This is a genomic window from Pseudoalteromonas sp. MB41 (assembly GCF_020966275.1).
Lineage (GTDB): Bacteria > Pseudomonadota > Gammaproteobacteria > Enterobacterales > Alteromonadaceae > Pseudoalteromonas > Pseudoalteromonas lipolytica.
Map to the genome: position 1 here is coordinate 238,603 of NZ_JAJJZF010000002.1, position 18,139 is coordinate 256,741.

The window sequence follows — 18,139 nt, forward strand, 5'->3', positions numbered from 1 at the left end:
TTACTACTGATTCTTTAAATCTTCGAGTTCTTCCCAGCGCTCAAATGCGGCTTCAAGCTCAGACTCTAACTGGGCTAAATGGTTCAATGCTTCTGTTGTAATTGCTGCATCTTGCTTAAAAAAGTCCGGATCACTAACCACAAGTTGCTGAGCATCGAGCGCTTTTTCAAGTTGTTCCACTTTACTGGGTAATTCTTCTAATTCAAGTTTTAATTTGTAAGAGAGTTTATTGCTCTTCTTTTGCGTTTTATCATTGCTCACACCAGCAGACTTTTCTGGTTTCACTTGTTGCTGCTGTTGTTTTTGCTGTTCGGCTAAATATGCGGTGTAGGCTTCATAATCGCTGTAACCACCCACAATATCACTTATTTTACCATCACCCTCGAAGGCCCACACAGAGTTACATGTATTATCAATGAACTCACGGTCGTGACTTACAATCAAAACCGTTCCTTGGTATTGGTTAATAATATCTTCCAATAGCTCAAGTGTTTCAATATCTAAATCATTGGTCGGTTCATCCAGAACCAAAATATTTGAAGGCTTTAAAAATAACTTCGCGAGTAATAAACGGTTTTTCTCACCACCTGACAGTGCTTTAACAGGCGTGCGTGCACGAGCTGGCGGAAATAAGAAATCTTGCAAATAACCCAACACATGACGTGAACGACCGCCCATCATCACTTCTTGTTTACCTTCTGCTACATTATCTTGCACTGTGGCTTCTTCATCCAATTTCTCACGATATTGGTCAAAATAAGCAAATTCAAGGTTTACACCTTGCTTAACAGTACCTGCATCCGGTTGTAAATCACCAAAAAGAATTTTTAATAATGTTGTTTTACCGATACCGTTAGGACCGACAAGACCAATACGATCACCACGCATGACCAGTGTAGAGAAGTCTTTAGCAATCACTTTATCTTTAAAAGCGTGGGCAATATGCTTCGCTTCAAAGACTAACTTACCAGAACGCTCTGACGTTTCGATATTGAAGTCTGTTTTACCCACTTGCTCAACACGTTGTTGACGTTCTTTACGAAGCGCTTTTAGCGCACGCACACGTCCTTCATTACGTGTTCTTCGGGCTTTGATCCCTTGACGGATCCACGTTTCTTCTTCTGCTAAACGTTTATCAAAAAGGGCATTCTGTGCTTCTTCTACTTTTAAATCATGTGCTTTTTGCTCTAAGTAGGTGGCATAATCCCCAGGATAAGAGACAAGTTTACCGCGGTCTAAATCAAGAATCCGCGTTGCAACAGCACGTATAAAGGCACGGTCATGAGAAATGAAAACAATGCCACCTTTAAACTCTTTTAAAAATTGCTCAAGCCAAATAACACTGTTCATATCCAAGTGGTTGGTTGGCTCGTCAAGCAATAACAAATCGGGTTCGCTTACTAAGGCTCGCGCTAAGGCAACTTTACGAAGCCACCCGCCAGATAATGACTCTAATTTAGCTTCAGGTTCGAGCTCTAAACGTGACAAAACCAGTTGAATACGCGTATCAAACCGCCATCCATCCACTGTTTCAAGTTGATTTGATAAACGTTCAAGTTTATTCAGCAACTTGTCATTGCAGTCCGTTTGCATTTGATTACTGACCTGATGATAATCAATTAATAGCTGAGCTATATCTGGCATACCCTGGGCTACGTAGTCAAATACAGTACCTTGAGCACCTTTTGGTGGATCTTGCTCTAAACGAGAAATGCGGATACCACCTAACTGGTTTATCTCACCATCATCTAGGGTAACTTGCCCATCTAACACTTTTAATAACGTTGATTTACCGGCACCATTGCGCCCTACAATACACACTCGTTCACCTGACTCAATAACCGCATCAGCATCATCAAGTAAAGGATGTGTACCGTAAGCAAGTTGTGCTTTGGCAATTCTGATTAAATCCATCGTGACTACTACTCTTATTCTTAATTATCAGCAATAAATTTTGCTAACTGTAATTCATCAAATGGCCAATATAGTGTTTCACCATTTTCTTTTTTAACAACTGGAATACTCGTTTGATACGCACTGATTAACTGTTCATCATCCATAATATCGTGCGCTACAAAATTTACCTGTGCAGCCACTAATAATTCATCGGCCAATTCACACAAATGACAACCATCTGTGTGATACAAAGTAAACTTAGCCATGAGTAATTAGCCAGCTATTATGAATTTGCTTATTACGCTTAAAGTCTGGAGATAAGGTATTCGCTGAAATATTTTCTGCTTTTAACCCTAAGCCCATCAGACCCACTTCATCAATTGTGAAACCGCGTTTGTTATTAGAGAAAATTAATGTGCCATTTGGACTTAGAATTTTCTTTACCCAAGTCAATAATTTAATATGGTCGCGTTGAACATCAAAAGCATCTTTCATGCGTTTTGAATTCGAAAACGTTGGCGGGTCTAAAAAGATAAGATCATATTGGCCCTGCGCATACTCTAACCACTTTAAACAATCGGCTTGTTCAAAACGATAACGAGTATTACTAATACCATTCAGGTCAAAGTTTTCTTGTGCCCATTTTAAATAGGTTTTCGACATATCAATCGTGGTAATCGCTTTTGCGCCACCCAATGCAGCATGAACAGATGCACTACCGGTATAAGCGAATAAATTTAAAAAGCGTTTATCTTTTGCATTTTGCTGAATGTAGCGACGAGCCAAGCGGTGGTCAAGGAATAAACCCGTATCTAAATAATCAAACAAATTCACTTTAAACTTAGCGCCAAATTCTTCAACCACTTGGGTGCGATTTTGTTTTGAAACTTTGGTGTATTGCTCTTCGCCTTTTTGTTTTTTGCGAACTTTTACTGCAATATTTTCAGCGGCTATATCTAATTGCTCAGCGGTTAAACTTATGACATCTTGCAAACGTTTTTGCGCTGTACTGTCATCAATTTCTTTCGGGGCGGCGTATTCGAAAATAACCGCGGCGTTATCATATACATCAACAGCGACGTTGTATTCAGGAATATCTGCATCGTAAACACGATAGCAACTTACTTCGTTTTGTTTTAGCCAATTTTTTAGGTTCTGCTTGTTTTTCTTTAAACGATTAGCAAATGCTGTTGAGCCTTCATAGTTAAGTGCAGGTTTATCTTCTTTACTTAATTCAACTTGTTTATCGTCCAGTTGATAGAGATTAAGCACGACATCTAATGGGCCATTTTTAAACTTATAGCGTTTGAGTTTTACTAACTTCAATAATTTAAATAAGCTTTCATCTGTGCCTAATAAAGCTAACTTCCAATGATTAAAGTGCTTTTTAAAGCCCACACCTAAACTACGATGCAAGTTAACCAGCTCAGCCATTGAGCCGAGTCGCTCGCCATAAGGTAAGTTCGAAATCACAACACCGGGTAACTTAGCAACACTAGTCAATTTTGTAGCATCACTTTGCTTGAACTTAATCACGCTTGCAAGGTCTGCTCGCTCAGCATTTTCTTGTGCTTTTGCAATAACAGAGGCATCAATATCATGACCAATTAACCACAATTTAGGTTCTGTAATTTGTGCCATTAACTCTGCTTTTAATTCTTTATACTTTTGAATTCGAAAACTAGGTAAGCGCTCAAATGCAAAGCCTTCGCGGAATAAACCAGGTGCTTCGTTTCGTGCCATACTAGCCGCTTCAATCAAAATAGTACCAGAGCCACAACATGGATCGAATAATGGTTGTTGAACATTTTCAAGCCAGCCACTGCGTTTTACAAGTGCAGCTGCTAAGTGTTCTTTTATGGGGGCTTTGCCTTGATCTTGACGATATCCACGTTCAGACAAACGAGGACCAGAATAATCAATATACAACGCCACACCATGACGGTTTAATCGTGCAACAACACGCACATTAGCATTGTATTTATCAACATTTGGACGCTGTTCGAACAAGTCAGCAAAGTAATCAACAATTGCATCTTTTATTACTAAACCAGAAAACTGCGTGTTTTTTAAGTAATCATTCGTACCCGTAAAATCAACAGCGAATGTCTGTTTTGGCCCAAACCATTCTTGCCATGGCTGCAATCGTGCAAAATTATACAGGCTGTCTTTGTCTTTAACGCCTTCTTTCTCTTCTATCAACATTAGAATTCGCGTCGCAAACCGACTCGATAAACAAATTTTTTGTGCTAATAAGCTGTCAGCTTCAAAACGGACAGAACCAACAGTTTGCTTTGAGACTTCTGCGCCAAGCTCTGTTAACTCTTCAACAAGTAAATTTTCGATTCCGATAGAAGTAAGTGCGATAAATTGCAAAGTAAAAACCCTTAAATGCTAATTGCGCAGGATTATAGCATAGCTTAGCGAACAAAAACGCCATCATTTAAAGGGATATTAAGCAGATTTAAACTGTTTTTGTTGGATATAAACAGGAAAGATACGATTGTTTAGCACTTTGATAGCTTCAAATTGCTGCAACGATAGATTTTCATCTAACTGAAAGTGCTCACTTAAGTTAATACACACAGACGCATCGCTGCAATGATCAACAATTAAAAACTCACCTTCTTGGGCGTGTGAGCAAAGTTTAACAACCGCTTCAACACTTGGTTCACTGCCATGGTACTCATGAAAAAACCAACTTTTAGCAAGCACTGGTTTTAAATGAAATTTAACCGCAGTCGCGTTCAAAGCAATTTGGCAAAGTTGCGCAGGGCTCCAGAGCGAGAATGTCTCAAGATATTGATAGACTTGTTGGTAAAAATCAGCGTCTTCGAGGCTAAAATTTGGTTCACACAAGACAGCATCAGTGAGCTGACGAAGTTTGTAAGGCGTGCACAGCTGCATATTTTGGTCAAGGTCAACCAAAAGACGATTATTTTTAGAACAAGCAAGCCATTTCCATTGCTTTGATGCTTGTAACATGACTCCTCCCTCTACTAAAAATAAAAATTCCTGCATACTTAGCACATAAGTATAACTAAAGCAGACCATTAATAAAATGATTTTTTAGAACATTTTATTAATGATCAATTGCTTAGATAACTGATCCTTATAAGCCTTTTAGGATCGTTTTTACCAATTCTGGGCCTTTATAAATGAAACCCGTGTAAACTTGAACGAGGTCTGCACCGGCAGCAAACTTCTCTTTTGCTGATTCTGCATCATCAATTCCACCAACACCAATAATAGGTAACTTACCCTCAGTTAGACGCTTTATCTCACTAACGACGTGGGTTGAGCGAGCACGTACAGGTTGCCCCGATAAGCCCCCAGCTTCATCTGCATACTGTTGCCCTTGAACTGCTGCACGTTCAAGTGTGGTGTTTGTCGCAATAACACCATCGATCTTATTATTGATCAATGAGTCACTGACTTGTGAAATCTGTACTGCATCAAGATCAGGCGCTATTTTGACAAGCATTGGCACGTGCTTATTATGTTTTGCAGCCAAATCCAACTGTTCATTTTTCAGGCTTTGTAATAAATCATCTAGCGCTTCACCGTACTGTAAATCACGCAATCCTGGCGTATTTGGCGAAGAGATATTGACCGTAATGTACGATGCATATTCGAATACTTTGCGCATACAGTGGATATAGTCGTCTTTACCCTGCTCGTTAGGTGTGTCTTTATTTTTGCCAATATTGATACCTAGAATGCCATCATACTTTGCAGCTTTAACATTATTAACAAGGTTATCGACTCCTTTATTATTAAAGCCCATACGATTAATGATCGCATTTGATTGAGGTAAGCGGAAAATACGTGGTTTGTCATTACCGGCTTGTGGACGAGGTGTCACTGTACCGACTTCAACAAAACCAAATCCCATTTGTGAAAAAGCATCAATACACTCGGCATTTTTATCTAGCCCAGCTGCAAGACCCACCGGATTTTTGAATTCTAAGCCAAGAAAATTAACAGGTTTATTAGGGACTGTTTGTGACCATGCTGCACTCAATGGAGTATGCGCAAATCGACGTAAATTATTAAGTGCAAATTCATGAGCCCACTCCGCATCACGGGTAAACATAAAACGGCGAGCTAGATCATAAAACATGGTTTGTTCCTTAGGTAAAATAAACAGTGTAGCTTTATTAAAACGGTACATTGCAAATTAAGGGCAAAAAAATACCCCAGCGAGCTGGGGTATGTATTTTAACGACTTTTCATTTATTTGGAAGTGTCACAGTTGTGGCTTAGCAACATTAGTTCACGAAGTGCCACTGAGAACTTCGCAAAATCATGGCTTTGCGATGTCTTAAACTCAGATAACATCTGTTTCCAACGTTGTAATAACAACTCTTGATTATCCATCCACTCGTCAATTTGTGCGTCTACATCTTTGTTGTCACCAACAAAGCTATTTAACACAACCGCTGACAATGTGCGTTGTTGCCAGTCAAGCTCTTCTCGGTATGATGCACGAGCAAGTGCTTGCCAATGGTTTGCAACAGGTTGATTCGTAATTTGGTCTAAGAACCAATGTAATCCCATACGCGCACCCAGCTTGAAGTAAGTGTTAGACACCATGTCGATACTGCAATTTGAGTTATTAGCAATTTCAGCTAAGTCCATTACAGAGAATAAGCTTGAAAGTGAGACAATGCGCGTAGCCAGTGCTTTTGGCACATTGTTATCAATCAATTTATCTGCTGCTTTAACTAAGCGTTCGCTTTCTTTCTCAACCATGTAGCTGTTTAAGTTTTCGCTTAAATCGGCGAATGTGGGTGAGAAGAACTCAATTGCTTGTTCAATCGTTTGTGCTTTATTACGGTGACGTAAGAACCAACGTGTTGCACGACGTACAGTACGGCGTAATTGATACAGCATTTCTGTCTGAACTGCCGCTGGTATCTTATTATCAAGCGCCACAATTGATGACCACGTATCTGTCATCTGGAACACTTCTTTAGCGATTGAATAACACAGTGCTATTTCAGCTTCGTTTGCACCGGTTTCTTCATTCATACGAACCATGAAGTTAAGGCCCATATCGTTTACGATATTATTGGCAAGTTTAGTTGCAATAATCTCTTTACGAAGTGGGTGGTTATCCATTGCGTCGTTAAACTTCTCGCGAAGTGGCACTGGGAATGAATTAACTAACAACTGACGGTAATAAGGGTTTTCTGTGATCTCTTCAACAACAAGAGACTCTTTAAGAACCATTTTCGCGTATGAAACAAGCACAGACAGCTCAGGACGAGTTAAGTCTTTACCTGCGGCTGCGCGCTCAGCTAATTCTTCATCTGTTGGGATGAACTCAATCGCACGATTTAACTTGCCATCTTTTTCAAGTGCATGAATAAAGCGTACTTTTTCTTTAAGTGTTGACGTACCTTTAGACTGAGTAATAGACAGTGTATGCGTTTGACGGTAACAATCTTTAATGACTAGTTGTGACACTTCATCGGTCATTGAATACAGTAACTCATCACGTTGTTTACGTGTTAAGTCACCTTCTGCCACTAAACCATTTAATAAAATTTTGATGTTAACTTCGTTATCCGAACAGGCAACACCGCCCACGTTATCAATAAAGTCAGTATTTACACGGCCACCTTTGGCAGCAAATTCGATACGACCCAGTTGCGTCGCACCTAAGTTACCACCCTCACCTAAGATTTTCGCACCAAGTTCAGCACCATTAATACGTAATGCATCATTCGCGCGGTCGCCCACATCTGCATCTGTTTCTTTAGAGTTCTTAATATAAGTACCGATACCACCATTCCACAGTAAATCAAACTCCATCATTAAGGCAGCTTTGATTAACTCATTAGGTGTCATGCTTGCTTTCTTGGTGCCAAGCATTTTCTTCATTTCAGGGCTTAAGCTAATTGATTTAGCGGCACGAGAGAAAACGCCACCCCCTTGTGAAATAAGATCTTTATTGTAATCTTCCCACGAAGAACGTGGTAGATTGAATAAACGCTCACGTTCTGGATATGACGTCGCTGCATCAGGGTTAGGATCAACAAAGATGTGCATGTGGTTAAACGCCACTTGCAGTCGAATGTGCTTAGAAAGCAACATACCATTACCAAATACGTCACCCGCCATGTCACCTATGGCCACCACAGTGAAATCTGTTGTTTGACAGTCGATATCCATTTCGCGGAAATGACGTTTAACAGATTCCCACGCACCTTTTGCAGTGATACCCATTTTCTTATGGTCATAACCCACTGAACCACCTGATGCGAAAGCATCACCTAGCCAGAAGTTATACTCGTTAGCAATGCCATTTGCGATATCAGAGAATGTAGCAGTACCTTTATCGGCAGCAACAACAAGATATGGGTCGTCTTCATCATGACGGACAACATCAACAGGCGGAACAATTTCGCCACGCTCAATGTTATCTGTAATGTCTAATAAACCACGGATAAAGATTTTGTAGCACTCTTGGCCTTCTTTAAAAAATGCTTCACGGTCTGTTGGAAGTTGCTTACAAACGAAACCACCTTTCGAGCCTACTGGCACAATAACTGTATTCTTAACTTGTTGTGCTTTAACAAGACCCAATACTTCAGTACGGAAATCTTCACGACGGTCTGACCAACGCAGACCACCACGCGCAACTTTGCCACCGCGTAAATGCACACCTTCAACACGCGGCGAGTAAACGAAAATCTCGAACGCTGGAAGCGGTAGTGGCATTTCAGGGATCATTGAAGGCTGTACTTTGAACGATACATATGACTTAAACTGGCCATCAGCTTCTTTTTGGAAGAAGTTAGTTCTCAGTGTCGCGTTAATCATATCAACGTATAAACGAATGATACGGTCATCATCTAGGTTAGCAACGTTTTCAAGCTCAAGGTAAATTTGACTAATCAGTTTCTCAAGCGTCTTTTCGCTACCAGGGTTCTTAACAGAGAACTTCTTAGTAAATAAATTAACGATTTGTGATGCAATATGCGGGTAATTAGCAAAAGTACTTTCAATGTAAGTTTGCGAGAACGTTACACCAATTTGACGCATATATTTCGCGTAAGCACGTAAAATTGATGCTTCACGACCTGTTAAGCCACCCATTAATACTAAACGGTTGAAGCCGTCGTTTTCTAAACGATTGTTCCAGACATTTGTTAATGCAGCACGGAATCGAGCTGACACTTTATCAAAGTCAGCGATACCCTTGTTGTCAATTAGCATGGTGAAGTCCATGATCCAATTAACGTTACCATCAGTTGTTTTTACTGAGTAAGGCGTTTCACCTACAACGCGAAGTCCAAAGTTTTCTAACATTGGCATGACGTCAGATAAATGAATAGGCTCATCCTTATGGAACAAGCTTAAGCGTACAACATTGGTATTCGCTTCTTCTTGCGGACGATAGAACAACATTTCTAATTTGTTTTCGTCGTTAAGAAGCTCAAGCTTTTCAATATCAACAACTGCAGCGCTTGGAAGAACTTGATCTTTATACGCACTTGCAAAAGCTTGCGCATATTTACGGTTTAATTCTTTACCGCGTGCTTCACCTGCACTTTCAAGTAATGCAGATTGCAATCTATCTTCCCAAGTACGGGCCGCTTCAATTAGGTTATTTTCGATGTCTTTCACGTTATATTCAATATTATTGTCAGTCACACGCACCGTGTAGTGTGTACGGGCTAATGTCGACTCAGAGAAGAAAGTAGTAAATTCGACTTTTTCGTCAGAATTAAATGCATTCGCTAAAATACTTTGTGTTTCACGGCGAAGTGCGGTGTTGTAACGCTCGCGTGGTACATAAACCATACACGAGAAGAAACGACCGTATGCATCTTTACGAACAAAAATGCGACACATATCACGCTCTTGTACTTGTAACACGCCCATTGCAACTTCTAGCAGCTCGGTTTCACGTGCTTGTACAAGCTCATCACGCGGGTACGTTTCTAAAATATTTAACACGGCTTTGTATGCATGCGTACCTTTTGCAAAATCACACATTTCCATAATGCGGTTGATTTTACTTTTTAGTACAGGCACATCAGCGGCGCTGTTGTTATAAAAACTTGATGAGAATAAACCGATGAAACGGTCTTCACCAACCACGTTACCTTTGTCATCGAAACGTTTAATGCCTACATAATCGATGTACGCAGGACGATGAACGCGAGACACTGAGTTCGTCTTTGTTAAGATGAGTAAGTTATTGCTACGCGCTTCTTGACGCGCCACTTCAGGTAACTCAGATAAAAGACGGCTGTGCTCTTCGTCTGAGTTTTTCATCAAACCTAAGCTAGTGCCTTTTTTACCTTTTAACTGATAGTCGCCTTGAACTGGCGAAAGCTCGTATTCACGGTATCCCATTAGAGTGAAATTATCTTTCGCTAACCAGTCTAAAAACTCAACCGTTTCAGAAACTTCACTTTCTTTATTATTATGGTGACGCTTCGGTAAGTCTTTCGTTACAGCAATTAGTTTTTCACGAATTGGCTGCCAATCTTCTACAGCAACAGAAACATCAACAAGCACAGATTCAAGCTCTTTCTTAAACGATTCAATCACTTTTGCGTCTGTTTGACGATCAATTTCGATAAAGAATACCGTTTTTGTAGACGTTGATTCTTGCTCTGCTTTTAAGCTAGAAATACCCGTGATTTTTGCGTTTTTATCACGTTGAATTTTAAGCGGAGAGTGAAGTAGCAAGTGAGAAGCGATGTTTTCGCGGGTCATGGCCATGCGCACAGAATCAACTAAGAAAGGCATATCTTTAGCGATAATTTCTACAATTGTGTGCGATGACTGCCAGCCATCTTTTGCTACTTCAGGATTGAAGACACGGACAACCGCGTCATCAGAATTATTTTTTTCTAGCGAGTTCCATAGGCTTAGTGCAGCGCCATATAAGTCACTATCGTTGCGATGTGCCAAATCCTCTTTAGACATATTGCTGTACAAGGCTTTGGCGAATTTCTCAACGAGTAACACATTATCAGCGTGAACTTTTTTCTGGATCAGCTTACAGACATTATCTAAGATAACCGAGGCTTGCCCTTCATTTCGTGTCATTGTATGTTCCTTAATCTATACTACTTATTGATTAGTAGAATATTTGTACAGCCATTTATTAGCGTGGAGTCAGGTAAATTCTAACTCTTTTACAGCTAATAAACAGCCTTTTCGATGAAATCATTTTAAGCTTTTCAGCTATTTGGTCATCTATTCACAAAATATAGATATATATGGCCATTCCTGGCCATATCGGAGCACAATTATTTACATTATTTTTTCTGGTCAGTCCAGAGGAAGCTACCAATCGCGGGTAAAAGCAGCACTGCACCTAACATATTCACTAAGAACATAAAGGTAAGCAGAATACCCATATCCACCTGGAACTTCAGATCAGAGAAAATCCACGTGCTCACCCCTATCGCCAAGGTGATACCTGTGAAGAGTACTGCACTGCCTCGTTCAACAAGAGCGTTACGGTAAGCGACTTCTAATGCGACGCCACGTTTTATCTGTGACATCATCGATGACAGAATGTAAATTCCGTAATCAACGCCAATCCCCACCCCTAATGCGATAACAGGTAAGGTTGATACCGTTAAGCCTATTTCTAATTGCACCATTAATGCTTGCGCAAGTGTTGATACGATATACAACGGCAGTACCACGGCTACTGTGGCTTTTACGCTCCTAAAACTCACTAAGCAAAGTAAAATAACTGCGCCATAAACATAGAGCATCATCGGTAATTGTGCAGCCGACACAGATTCATTTGTTGCAGCCATTACCCCAACAGGGCCTGAAGCTAGCTTAAATTGAACTTTATCGGTTTGCTCTTGAGCTGCAAACTCTTTTACCTTTGCGACAACATGATCAATTGTCTCTGCTTTATGGTCATTTAAGAAAATGATTACAGGCATCACTGAACAGTTACCATCTAACAAACCAGAGCTGGTCTCAACACGCGATGTCGATTGCACTAAGCTTGCGGTATTACGCGGTAAACTTTGCCATTTTAAATTACCTTCATTAAAACCAGCATTAACCGACTGAGCAACGCTACTTAAACTCACTGCTGATTGTACGCCAGCTACATTTTCCATTTGCCATTGGAAACGACCGATTCGCTCCATTACATCATGCTCTGTACACGCTGCAGGATATGCTTCAACAATCACTTTTAAAATATCAGATGAAATCGTGTACTTATCTGAAATCAAGAAGGTGTCTTGATTATATCGCGCATCTTGATGCAGTGAAGGAGCGCCGGCGTGCAAGTCACCAATACGCATTTTATCTGCCTGCCAGTAACCGACTGCAAAGAGGAGTGCCGTTAAAACAATGATGACTGCTGCGGTCTTACGTTCAGTTGTCTTAACCAAAATTTCACGCAAGGTATCCAGCATGTTTGGTTTGTCTGTGTGGTTACCAGATTGGATACGCACCGAGCCTTCAAAGTTCATGTAAGACGCCCAAACAGGCAAAAGGATCAAGTTAGTGAATATAATCACCGCCACACCCAAACTCGCTGTAATCGCTAACTCTCGGATAATACCGATATCAATGGTTAATAATGTTAGGAAGCCAATCGTATCAGATAACAACGCTATACCACCGGGGATTAACAAGGCTCTAAAACTTGCCTGACAACACACGCGTGTATTGCTGCCGGTGCACACTTTTTTACCAATGTCGTTGATCATTTGCACGCCATGGCTTACACCAATAGCAAACACCAAAAATGGCACTAGGATTGACATTGGATCAAGTCCAAAGCCAAGACTTGACAGTAAACCAAGCTGCCAGATGACCGCTATAATTGAACAAGCAATCGGCAAAATTGTTAGTTTTAAACTGTGGCAGAATAACCACACCATGATAAATGTAAATGCGATAGCAATAGCGAAAAACAGCACCACGCCTTTCGCACCTTCTGCAACATCGCCCGCCATTTTTGCAAAGCCAATAATATGAATACTGACTTTGTCTGTACTGAGCGGTTCGCGCACTTGTGTTTCTAATTTTTCAGCAAATGCGAGGGTATCGAGTTTTTCTTGCGTTTGGGGATCAAATTCAAGTAGCTGTGCTGTCACCATCGCACATGAATAATCACTCGCAATCATGCGCCCCACAACTTTTGCTTTTTCAATATTCTCTTTTACAACTGCTAAACCTTGTTTATCAGCAGTAAAGTTGGCTGGAATAATTGGGCCACCGGCAAAGCCGTCTTCAACCACTTCTACAAAACGTGCACTAGGAGCAAAAATTGAGTTTACTAGCGGACGATTTACCCCAGGAATAAAGTAAAGTTGGTCATGAACAGCTTTTAACTGCGTAAAAAACTCCTCATTAAATATATCGCCCTCAGCATCACACACTGAAATTAAAATGCTGTTTGCACCACCAAACTGCTTTTCATGTTTGGTATACACTTTCATGTATTCGTGGTTTAGTGGAATATTCTTATTAAACGACGCATCGAGTTGAATTTGTGTTGCTTTAAACAATAAAAAACAGGTGATTACTGCAAACGAAATAATCGCAAATAGACGATGACGAAACACCGCCTTTTCTAAAAAATCTAAAAAGCCACGCATTACTGATTCAACTCCTTCACTTTAATGCCATCTTCAGAAGCCATAACCAGTTTATTCTGAAATACAACGCCATCGAGTAATGATTTACCATCAGCCATCTGCTCTTCTGTTAGCTCACCATCTTTGATATGAAAAATAACCCCACTGTTTGCGAATAATAGCCATTCATTTTTGTAATTAATTGCGCTATTAACGGTAGCGTGATTATCAGAGTCAACTTGTAGCCACTCTTGAGATTGCGCTTGGCGTGTAAAAATATTTCCTCGTAGACCTGCAACAAGATCTTCGCCACCGCTTTGTGCAGTTGACGCAAACGTAAAGAAAGAACCCATATATATTTCTTCTAAACGCTGCCATGTTTGACCATTGTCTAGGCTTTGCGCCATTAAACCCATTTCACCTACGAGCATTAAACGGTCTGCAACGTTAACAATACGGTTAAAATGTGGCAGGATTGATGCTGTTTCAGCTTCGTATCCTTCAGGATCATTGTTTTTAAGATCGTTTAAATAAACACGATCATCCTCAAATAATAAGCCGTCTAAAAACCGTTTATTCCAGTTTTTTCCGCCATCATTCGTTTCAAAAAACATCCCATAAGCACCCACTGCGTAGCCATGCTGCGCTGAGGTAAATAAAATGTCTAAGCACGGCTTATCCATATGGGGCAATGCCTGTTGCAATTGCCATGTTTTACCAGCATCCGTCGTATTAATAATGGTTGCATCATGGCCACAGGCCCATCCTAAATCCGTGTCATAAAAGTTCACTGCCGTTAATAACACTTGTGTAGGTACACTCGCCTGTTGCCATTGCTGTGCATCTGAGCTCGTGATGACAACACCATGTTTACCAACTGCGATGAGTTGATTGCCTGATATCTCAATATCAGTAAGAAGGGTTTTGTCTGCGTTAACAGCAGAAATTGCCTGCTGAGGCTGTGGCATGTCTTGAGCAAAACATGAAGCACTATAAGCAAGACAAGCATAAAGCAAATACTTCATAAAGATAAATCGCCTTCGATAGAATAAAAAAGCAAGCCAACAACATAATCGTGATTACACCTTTCATACGTTGACTTGCCTACATTGCAAGAGGCACCTGTTTCCAGGTGCCTAGTGTGTAGATTAACGACCTTCGCGGCGTAATGCGCTAGAGGTAAACTCATTGTCGTTTAATGTTTTTGAGAAGTCATACATTTTTTCTTGGTTATCTAAACCAATCGCTAAATAACGACGTGAATTTAAGTCGTGGTATACATCTAGCGTACTCCAATGCGTAGGTACTTCGTAGTAGTTCAAGCCATGCGACATTGCAACACGATACATTTGATCGCGATTATCATAAATATCGGCTACATGAACTTGCCAGCTATCCTCGTCAATATAAAACACACGCTTTTTATAAATATGACGCGTGCCTTCTTTAAGGTTCGCTTCTACAACCCATACTCTGTGCTTTTCATAGCGCACATGTTCAGGGTTAATATGACCCGCTTGTAAAATATCATCGTAGGTTAACTTGTCGCTATGAAGCTTATAACTATTGTAAGGAATATAAAGCTCTTGCTTGCCTTTTAATGTCCAGTTATAGCGATTTGGTGAACCATTAAACATATCAAAGTCGTCGGTTGTACGTAAGCTATCTGCTGCAGTACCCGGTGCATCATAGGCTACGTTTGGCGCACGACGAACACGACGTTGACCTGAGTTGTAGGTCCATGCTTGACGTGGCGTTAAGATTTGGTCCATTGTTTCATGAACAAGCAATGCGGTACCAGCAAGACGAGCAGGTTCTGTTACCTTTTGTTTAAACTTAAATAGAATATTTGATTCTTGAAGTTGTTCAGGTGTCGACTTTGGATTTGAGTATTCAACTAACAACTGTTCATCAAAACCTACATAATTATACGAGCCTGATGCCGTCGGTGCTGCTTGTCCAGCATAACGCTCTACGGCTAAACCACGAAAACGTAATAGGTGATTCCAAATTGCTTCTAAGCCGTCTTTAGGAATTGGGAATGGCACGCCTACTGCCGTGTTCTTAATACCATTACCGCCTTCAACTAATTCAGCCGTAGTCGCGTATTTTTTAGTAGCATCGTATACAAACTGAGGATACGAAGCACTGCGACGGGTTGGATAAATGTTCATTTTAAATGTGTCAGGGTATGTATTGAATAACTCAATTTGACCAGGACTCAAGAGATCTTTGTATTTATCGACGTTCGACTTATCGATGGTGAATAATACCTTGTCATCTGCAAACGGATCAGGGTGATGCATACCCGGTTTGTAATCTGCAGGAGGCGTTGTAATACCGCCTGTCCATTCAGGGATAGAGCCATCTTTGTTTGCCGATTTTTCTGCACCAATGGGTGTTAAATCTGTACCTAAACGTGCCGCTTCATCAGCGGTAATTTTTGCAAGCACACTGCTGCTTGCAAAAACGCTACAAAACGCTGCAGCAATGAGGGTAGGTTTTCTAATAATCATAATTTACCCTTAAATTGAATATTTAATATTGAAAGAAACATAATCGCGGTCAGAGAAAGTATTCGTCGCACCACCACCCCAGAAAGAGTTGTAGCTAAAGTCGAATGACCACGCATTTTGATAGTTAAAGTTCATCGTCACGCCCAGTGACTTACGATCTTCAACAAACAGGAACATCGGGTCAGGTGTAATACCATTCACGTCGTGTGAAAATACGAAACGTGGTGAGAAATTCACCCCGTTAAAGACATTAAAGTAATCACCTTTAGCGATTAAGCGGTAACCCCACGCAGACGCAGTTGGAAATGGGTTTGTCTCAGGGCCGTTTGAAATACCGAGGTGGAGTGTCGAATAATCATCACCTAATGGGCCTTGCATGATACCGCTTCGACCCGTACCCGCAACATTCAAGCGTAACTCATCGTATTCCGGCATATCATTAATACGAACACCACCAATTTCACCCACAACAGCCCAACTATCAGCACCAAGAGATGGGCCAAATAAATGGGTAGCAGTAAACTGAAGCTGAGCTGTATTACGAAGAATATAGCCTTGTGCAACTTCACCAGGACCAACGACACTGGTCGCATCGCCTAAGCTCATTTGCGAAATACCTGCAAAATCAGGACGAATACCCGCAACAGCTAATTGCTCAGGCATACCAGCGTATAATAATTCAACATCATCTATTTGCAGTGGCTCATCTTGACGGAAGGCAAATTCGCCCGCAAGTGCGGTCTCACCCACGGTTGTATTAAAGCTTAAACCGTACAGCTTAATATCTTCAGGGTACTCTAATTGCCCTTTAGTGAATGCTTGAAGACTTGTAACATTATCTTCTGTTATTTCAGAAGTTAATAGCATACCAATATCAGCAGCCAATGCTTGCGATGTAAAATTAGATACTTGACCAGAAATAACAGGTCGGCGGCTGTGATAGTTAATGTGGTAAAGGGCGACTTCTGTATCGTTTAGTTCAGGTAAGTACATACCTAAACGTAAACCGTATTGTCCACCATCATCAGGCTCATTTTTACCCGCATCACCCTTGCCTTTTAAAGCAACTTTGGTCGGGAATGCCAGGTACATTTGCGCCATCATTGCTTGCCCTTGCGGCGATGTAGGATCGATACCTTGTGAGCGCACAATATCATCTAAACTATTTAAGCTGTCTGTTAAGAAAGCTAAATCGATATCAGGGTTTGATGTGAAACCAAGCTGGATATTTTGTTGGTAACCATTTTCAGACGCGAAATCATTCGTTGAAAAATAAGTACCTGCAGCAGGAAGGCGCGTTTCGTGCCATTCATACTGATAAAAACCTTCAAGGGTAATATTATCGGTAATACCTAATGAAGCCCATAGCATACCAACGGGTATGAATGCTTCTTTTAACTCCGCACCTGGCGCTTTCAAACGATCAATATCAACCGGGTTTACGTTGATACCGTGAGAAATTAAGGTACTTTCACCCCAGTTAACGACCTGCTGACCTAAGCGAATAGACAGCGGGTTTCGACCTTCGTTAAGGTCAAAGTTCGCCCAGACGTACGCGTCAAGTAAGCGTAAATCAGCACATACTTGCTCTTTGGTGTCGTCATCATCACAGGGGTCAACTTTCTTACCTGATGTTGGGTTACTATATGCAAAGTCACCATCCATCAACGCGAAATCATAAAAGTACATGAAACGGGTAAAAAGACCGTAATTATCTTTACTAATCGATAACTCATGGTTGCCTTTTAACAGCTTTGAAAAAGAATCACCACTGTCGAAGTTAAGGTTACCAGCATCGCCATTATTTGAATAAGCGCCTGGCTGGTTCCATACATCAGAAGAAGAGTAAATAGGATTTAAAGCAGGATGATAGCCCGACCAATCAAATGATGGGTTATTACTTTTACCTATAATTGCAAAGTCACGGTCTTCGACTCGAATACTCTGCCCATATGAAAAGCTAGAGTCAAAACGTACGTCAAAATCACCTAATTGAAAAGTGGCCGCGTGCAAAGCTGTGCTTGAGAGTCCCAGAGTCGCCGCCGCGAATCCCAAAGCTATTTTGTTTTTAACAAAAAGCGATCTTTTTATCATTGTGTTCATCCCCCTGTAACGGGTTGTTTTGTGATCAAATTG

Annotated in this window: 10 protein-coding genes; all 10 read right to left on the reverse strand. The window is 40.8% G+C overall.

Annotated features, from left to right (window positions below):
• Positions 1 to 3: 3 nt before the first annotated feature.
• The 10 genes from LPA49_RS04695 to LPA49_RS04740 all read right to left on the reverse strand — a co-directional run bounded on the left by LPA49_RS04695 (position 4) and on the right by LPA49_RS04740 (position 18,097).
• On the reverse strand, positions 4 to 1,914 hold the full coding sequence (locus LPA49_RS04695) for an ABC transporter ATP-binding protein (RefSeq protein ID WP_065979874.1): 1,911 nt from the start codon (positions 1,912 to 1,914) through the stop codon (positions 4 to 6).
• A 20-nt stretch (positions 1,915 to 1,934) separates the two neighbouring features.
• Positions 1,935 to 2,162, reverse strand: a complete 228-nt coding sequence (locus tag LPA49_RS04700) for a glutaredoxin family protein (protein ID WP_230235808.1) — start codon at positions 2,160 to 2,162, stop codon at positions 1,935 to 1,937.
• Positions 2,155 to 4,272: a bifunctional 23S rRNA (guanine(2069)-N(7))-methyltransferase RlmK/23S rRNA (guanine(2445)-N(2))-methyltransferase RlmL gene (rlmKL, locus tag LPA49_RS04705; protein WP_036968677.1), complete on the reverse strand. Its 2,118-nt coding sequence runs from the start codon at positions 4,270 to 4,272 to the stop codon at positions 2,155 to 2,157. Before rlmKL ends, LPA49_RS04700 begins: the two co-directional genes overlap by 8 nt.
• A 78-nt stretch (positions 4,273 to 4,350) precedes the next feature.
• The gene (locus LPA49_RS04710) at positions 4,351 to 4,881 is read right to left on the reverse strand and encodes a cell division protein ZapC domain-containing protein (RefSeq protein WP_036968679.1); all 531 of its coding nucleotides are present in this window, start codon (positions 4,879 to 4,881) and stop codon (positions 4,351 to 4,353) included.
• 127 nt (positions 4,882 to 5,008) lie between these two features.
• On the reverse strand, positions 5,009 to 6,019 hold the full coding sequence (pyrD, locus tag LPA49_RS04715; protein WP_065979872.1) for a quinone-dependent dihydroorotate dehydrogenase: 1,011 nt from the start codon (positions 6,017 to 6,019) through the stop codon (positions 5,009 to 5,011).
• Positions 6,020 to 6,132: 113 nt separating this feature from the next.
• Positions 6,133 to 10,971: an NAD-glutamate dehydrogenase gene (locus LPA49_RS04720; RefSeq protein WP_074988262.1), complete on the reverse strand. Its 4,839-nt coding sequence runs from the start codon at positions 10,969 to 10,971 to the stop codon at positions 6,133 to 6,135.
• Positions 10,972 to 11,183: 212 nt separating this feature from the next.
• On the reverse strand, positions 11,184 to 13,508 hold the full coding sequence (locus tag LPA49_RS04725; protein ID WP_230235822.1) for an RND family transporter: 2,325 nt from the start codon (positions 13,506 to 13,508) through the stop codon (positions 11,184 to 11,186).
• Positions 13,508 to 14,512 carry a YCF48-related protein gene (locus tag LPA49_RS04730; protein WP_230235831.1) on the reverse strand — a complete coding sequence of 335 codons (1,005 nt, stop codon included), beginning with the start codon at positions 14,510 to 14,512 and terminating at the stop codon, positions 13,508 to 13,510. The genes LPA49_RS04725 and LPA49_RS04730 overlap by 1 nt, the downstream gene beginning before the upstream one ends.
• Positions 14,513 to 14,635: 123 nt before the next feature.
• Complete coding sequence (locus LPA49_RS04735; RefSeq protein WP_065979990.1) at positions 14,636 to 16,000, reverse strand: DUF1329 domain-containing protein; 1,365 nt, start codon at positions 15,998 to 16,000, stop codon at positions 14,636 to 14,638.
• A gap of 12 nt (positions 16,001 to 16,012) precedes the next feature.
• Positions 16,013 to 18,097 carry a DUF1302 domain-containing protein gene (locus LPA49_RS04740; RefSeq protein ID WP_036968695.1) on the reverse strand — a complete coding sequence of 695 codons (2,085 nt, stop codon included), beginning with the start codon at positions 18,095 to 18,097 and terminating at the stop codon, positions 16,013 to 16,015.
• Positions 18,098 to 18,139: the final 42 nt, after the last annotated feature.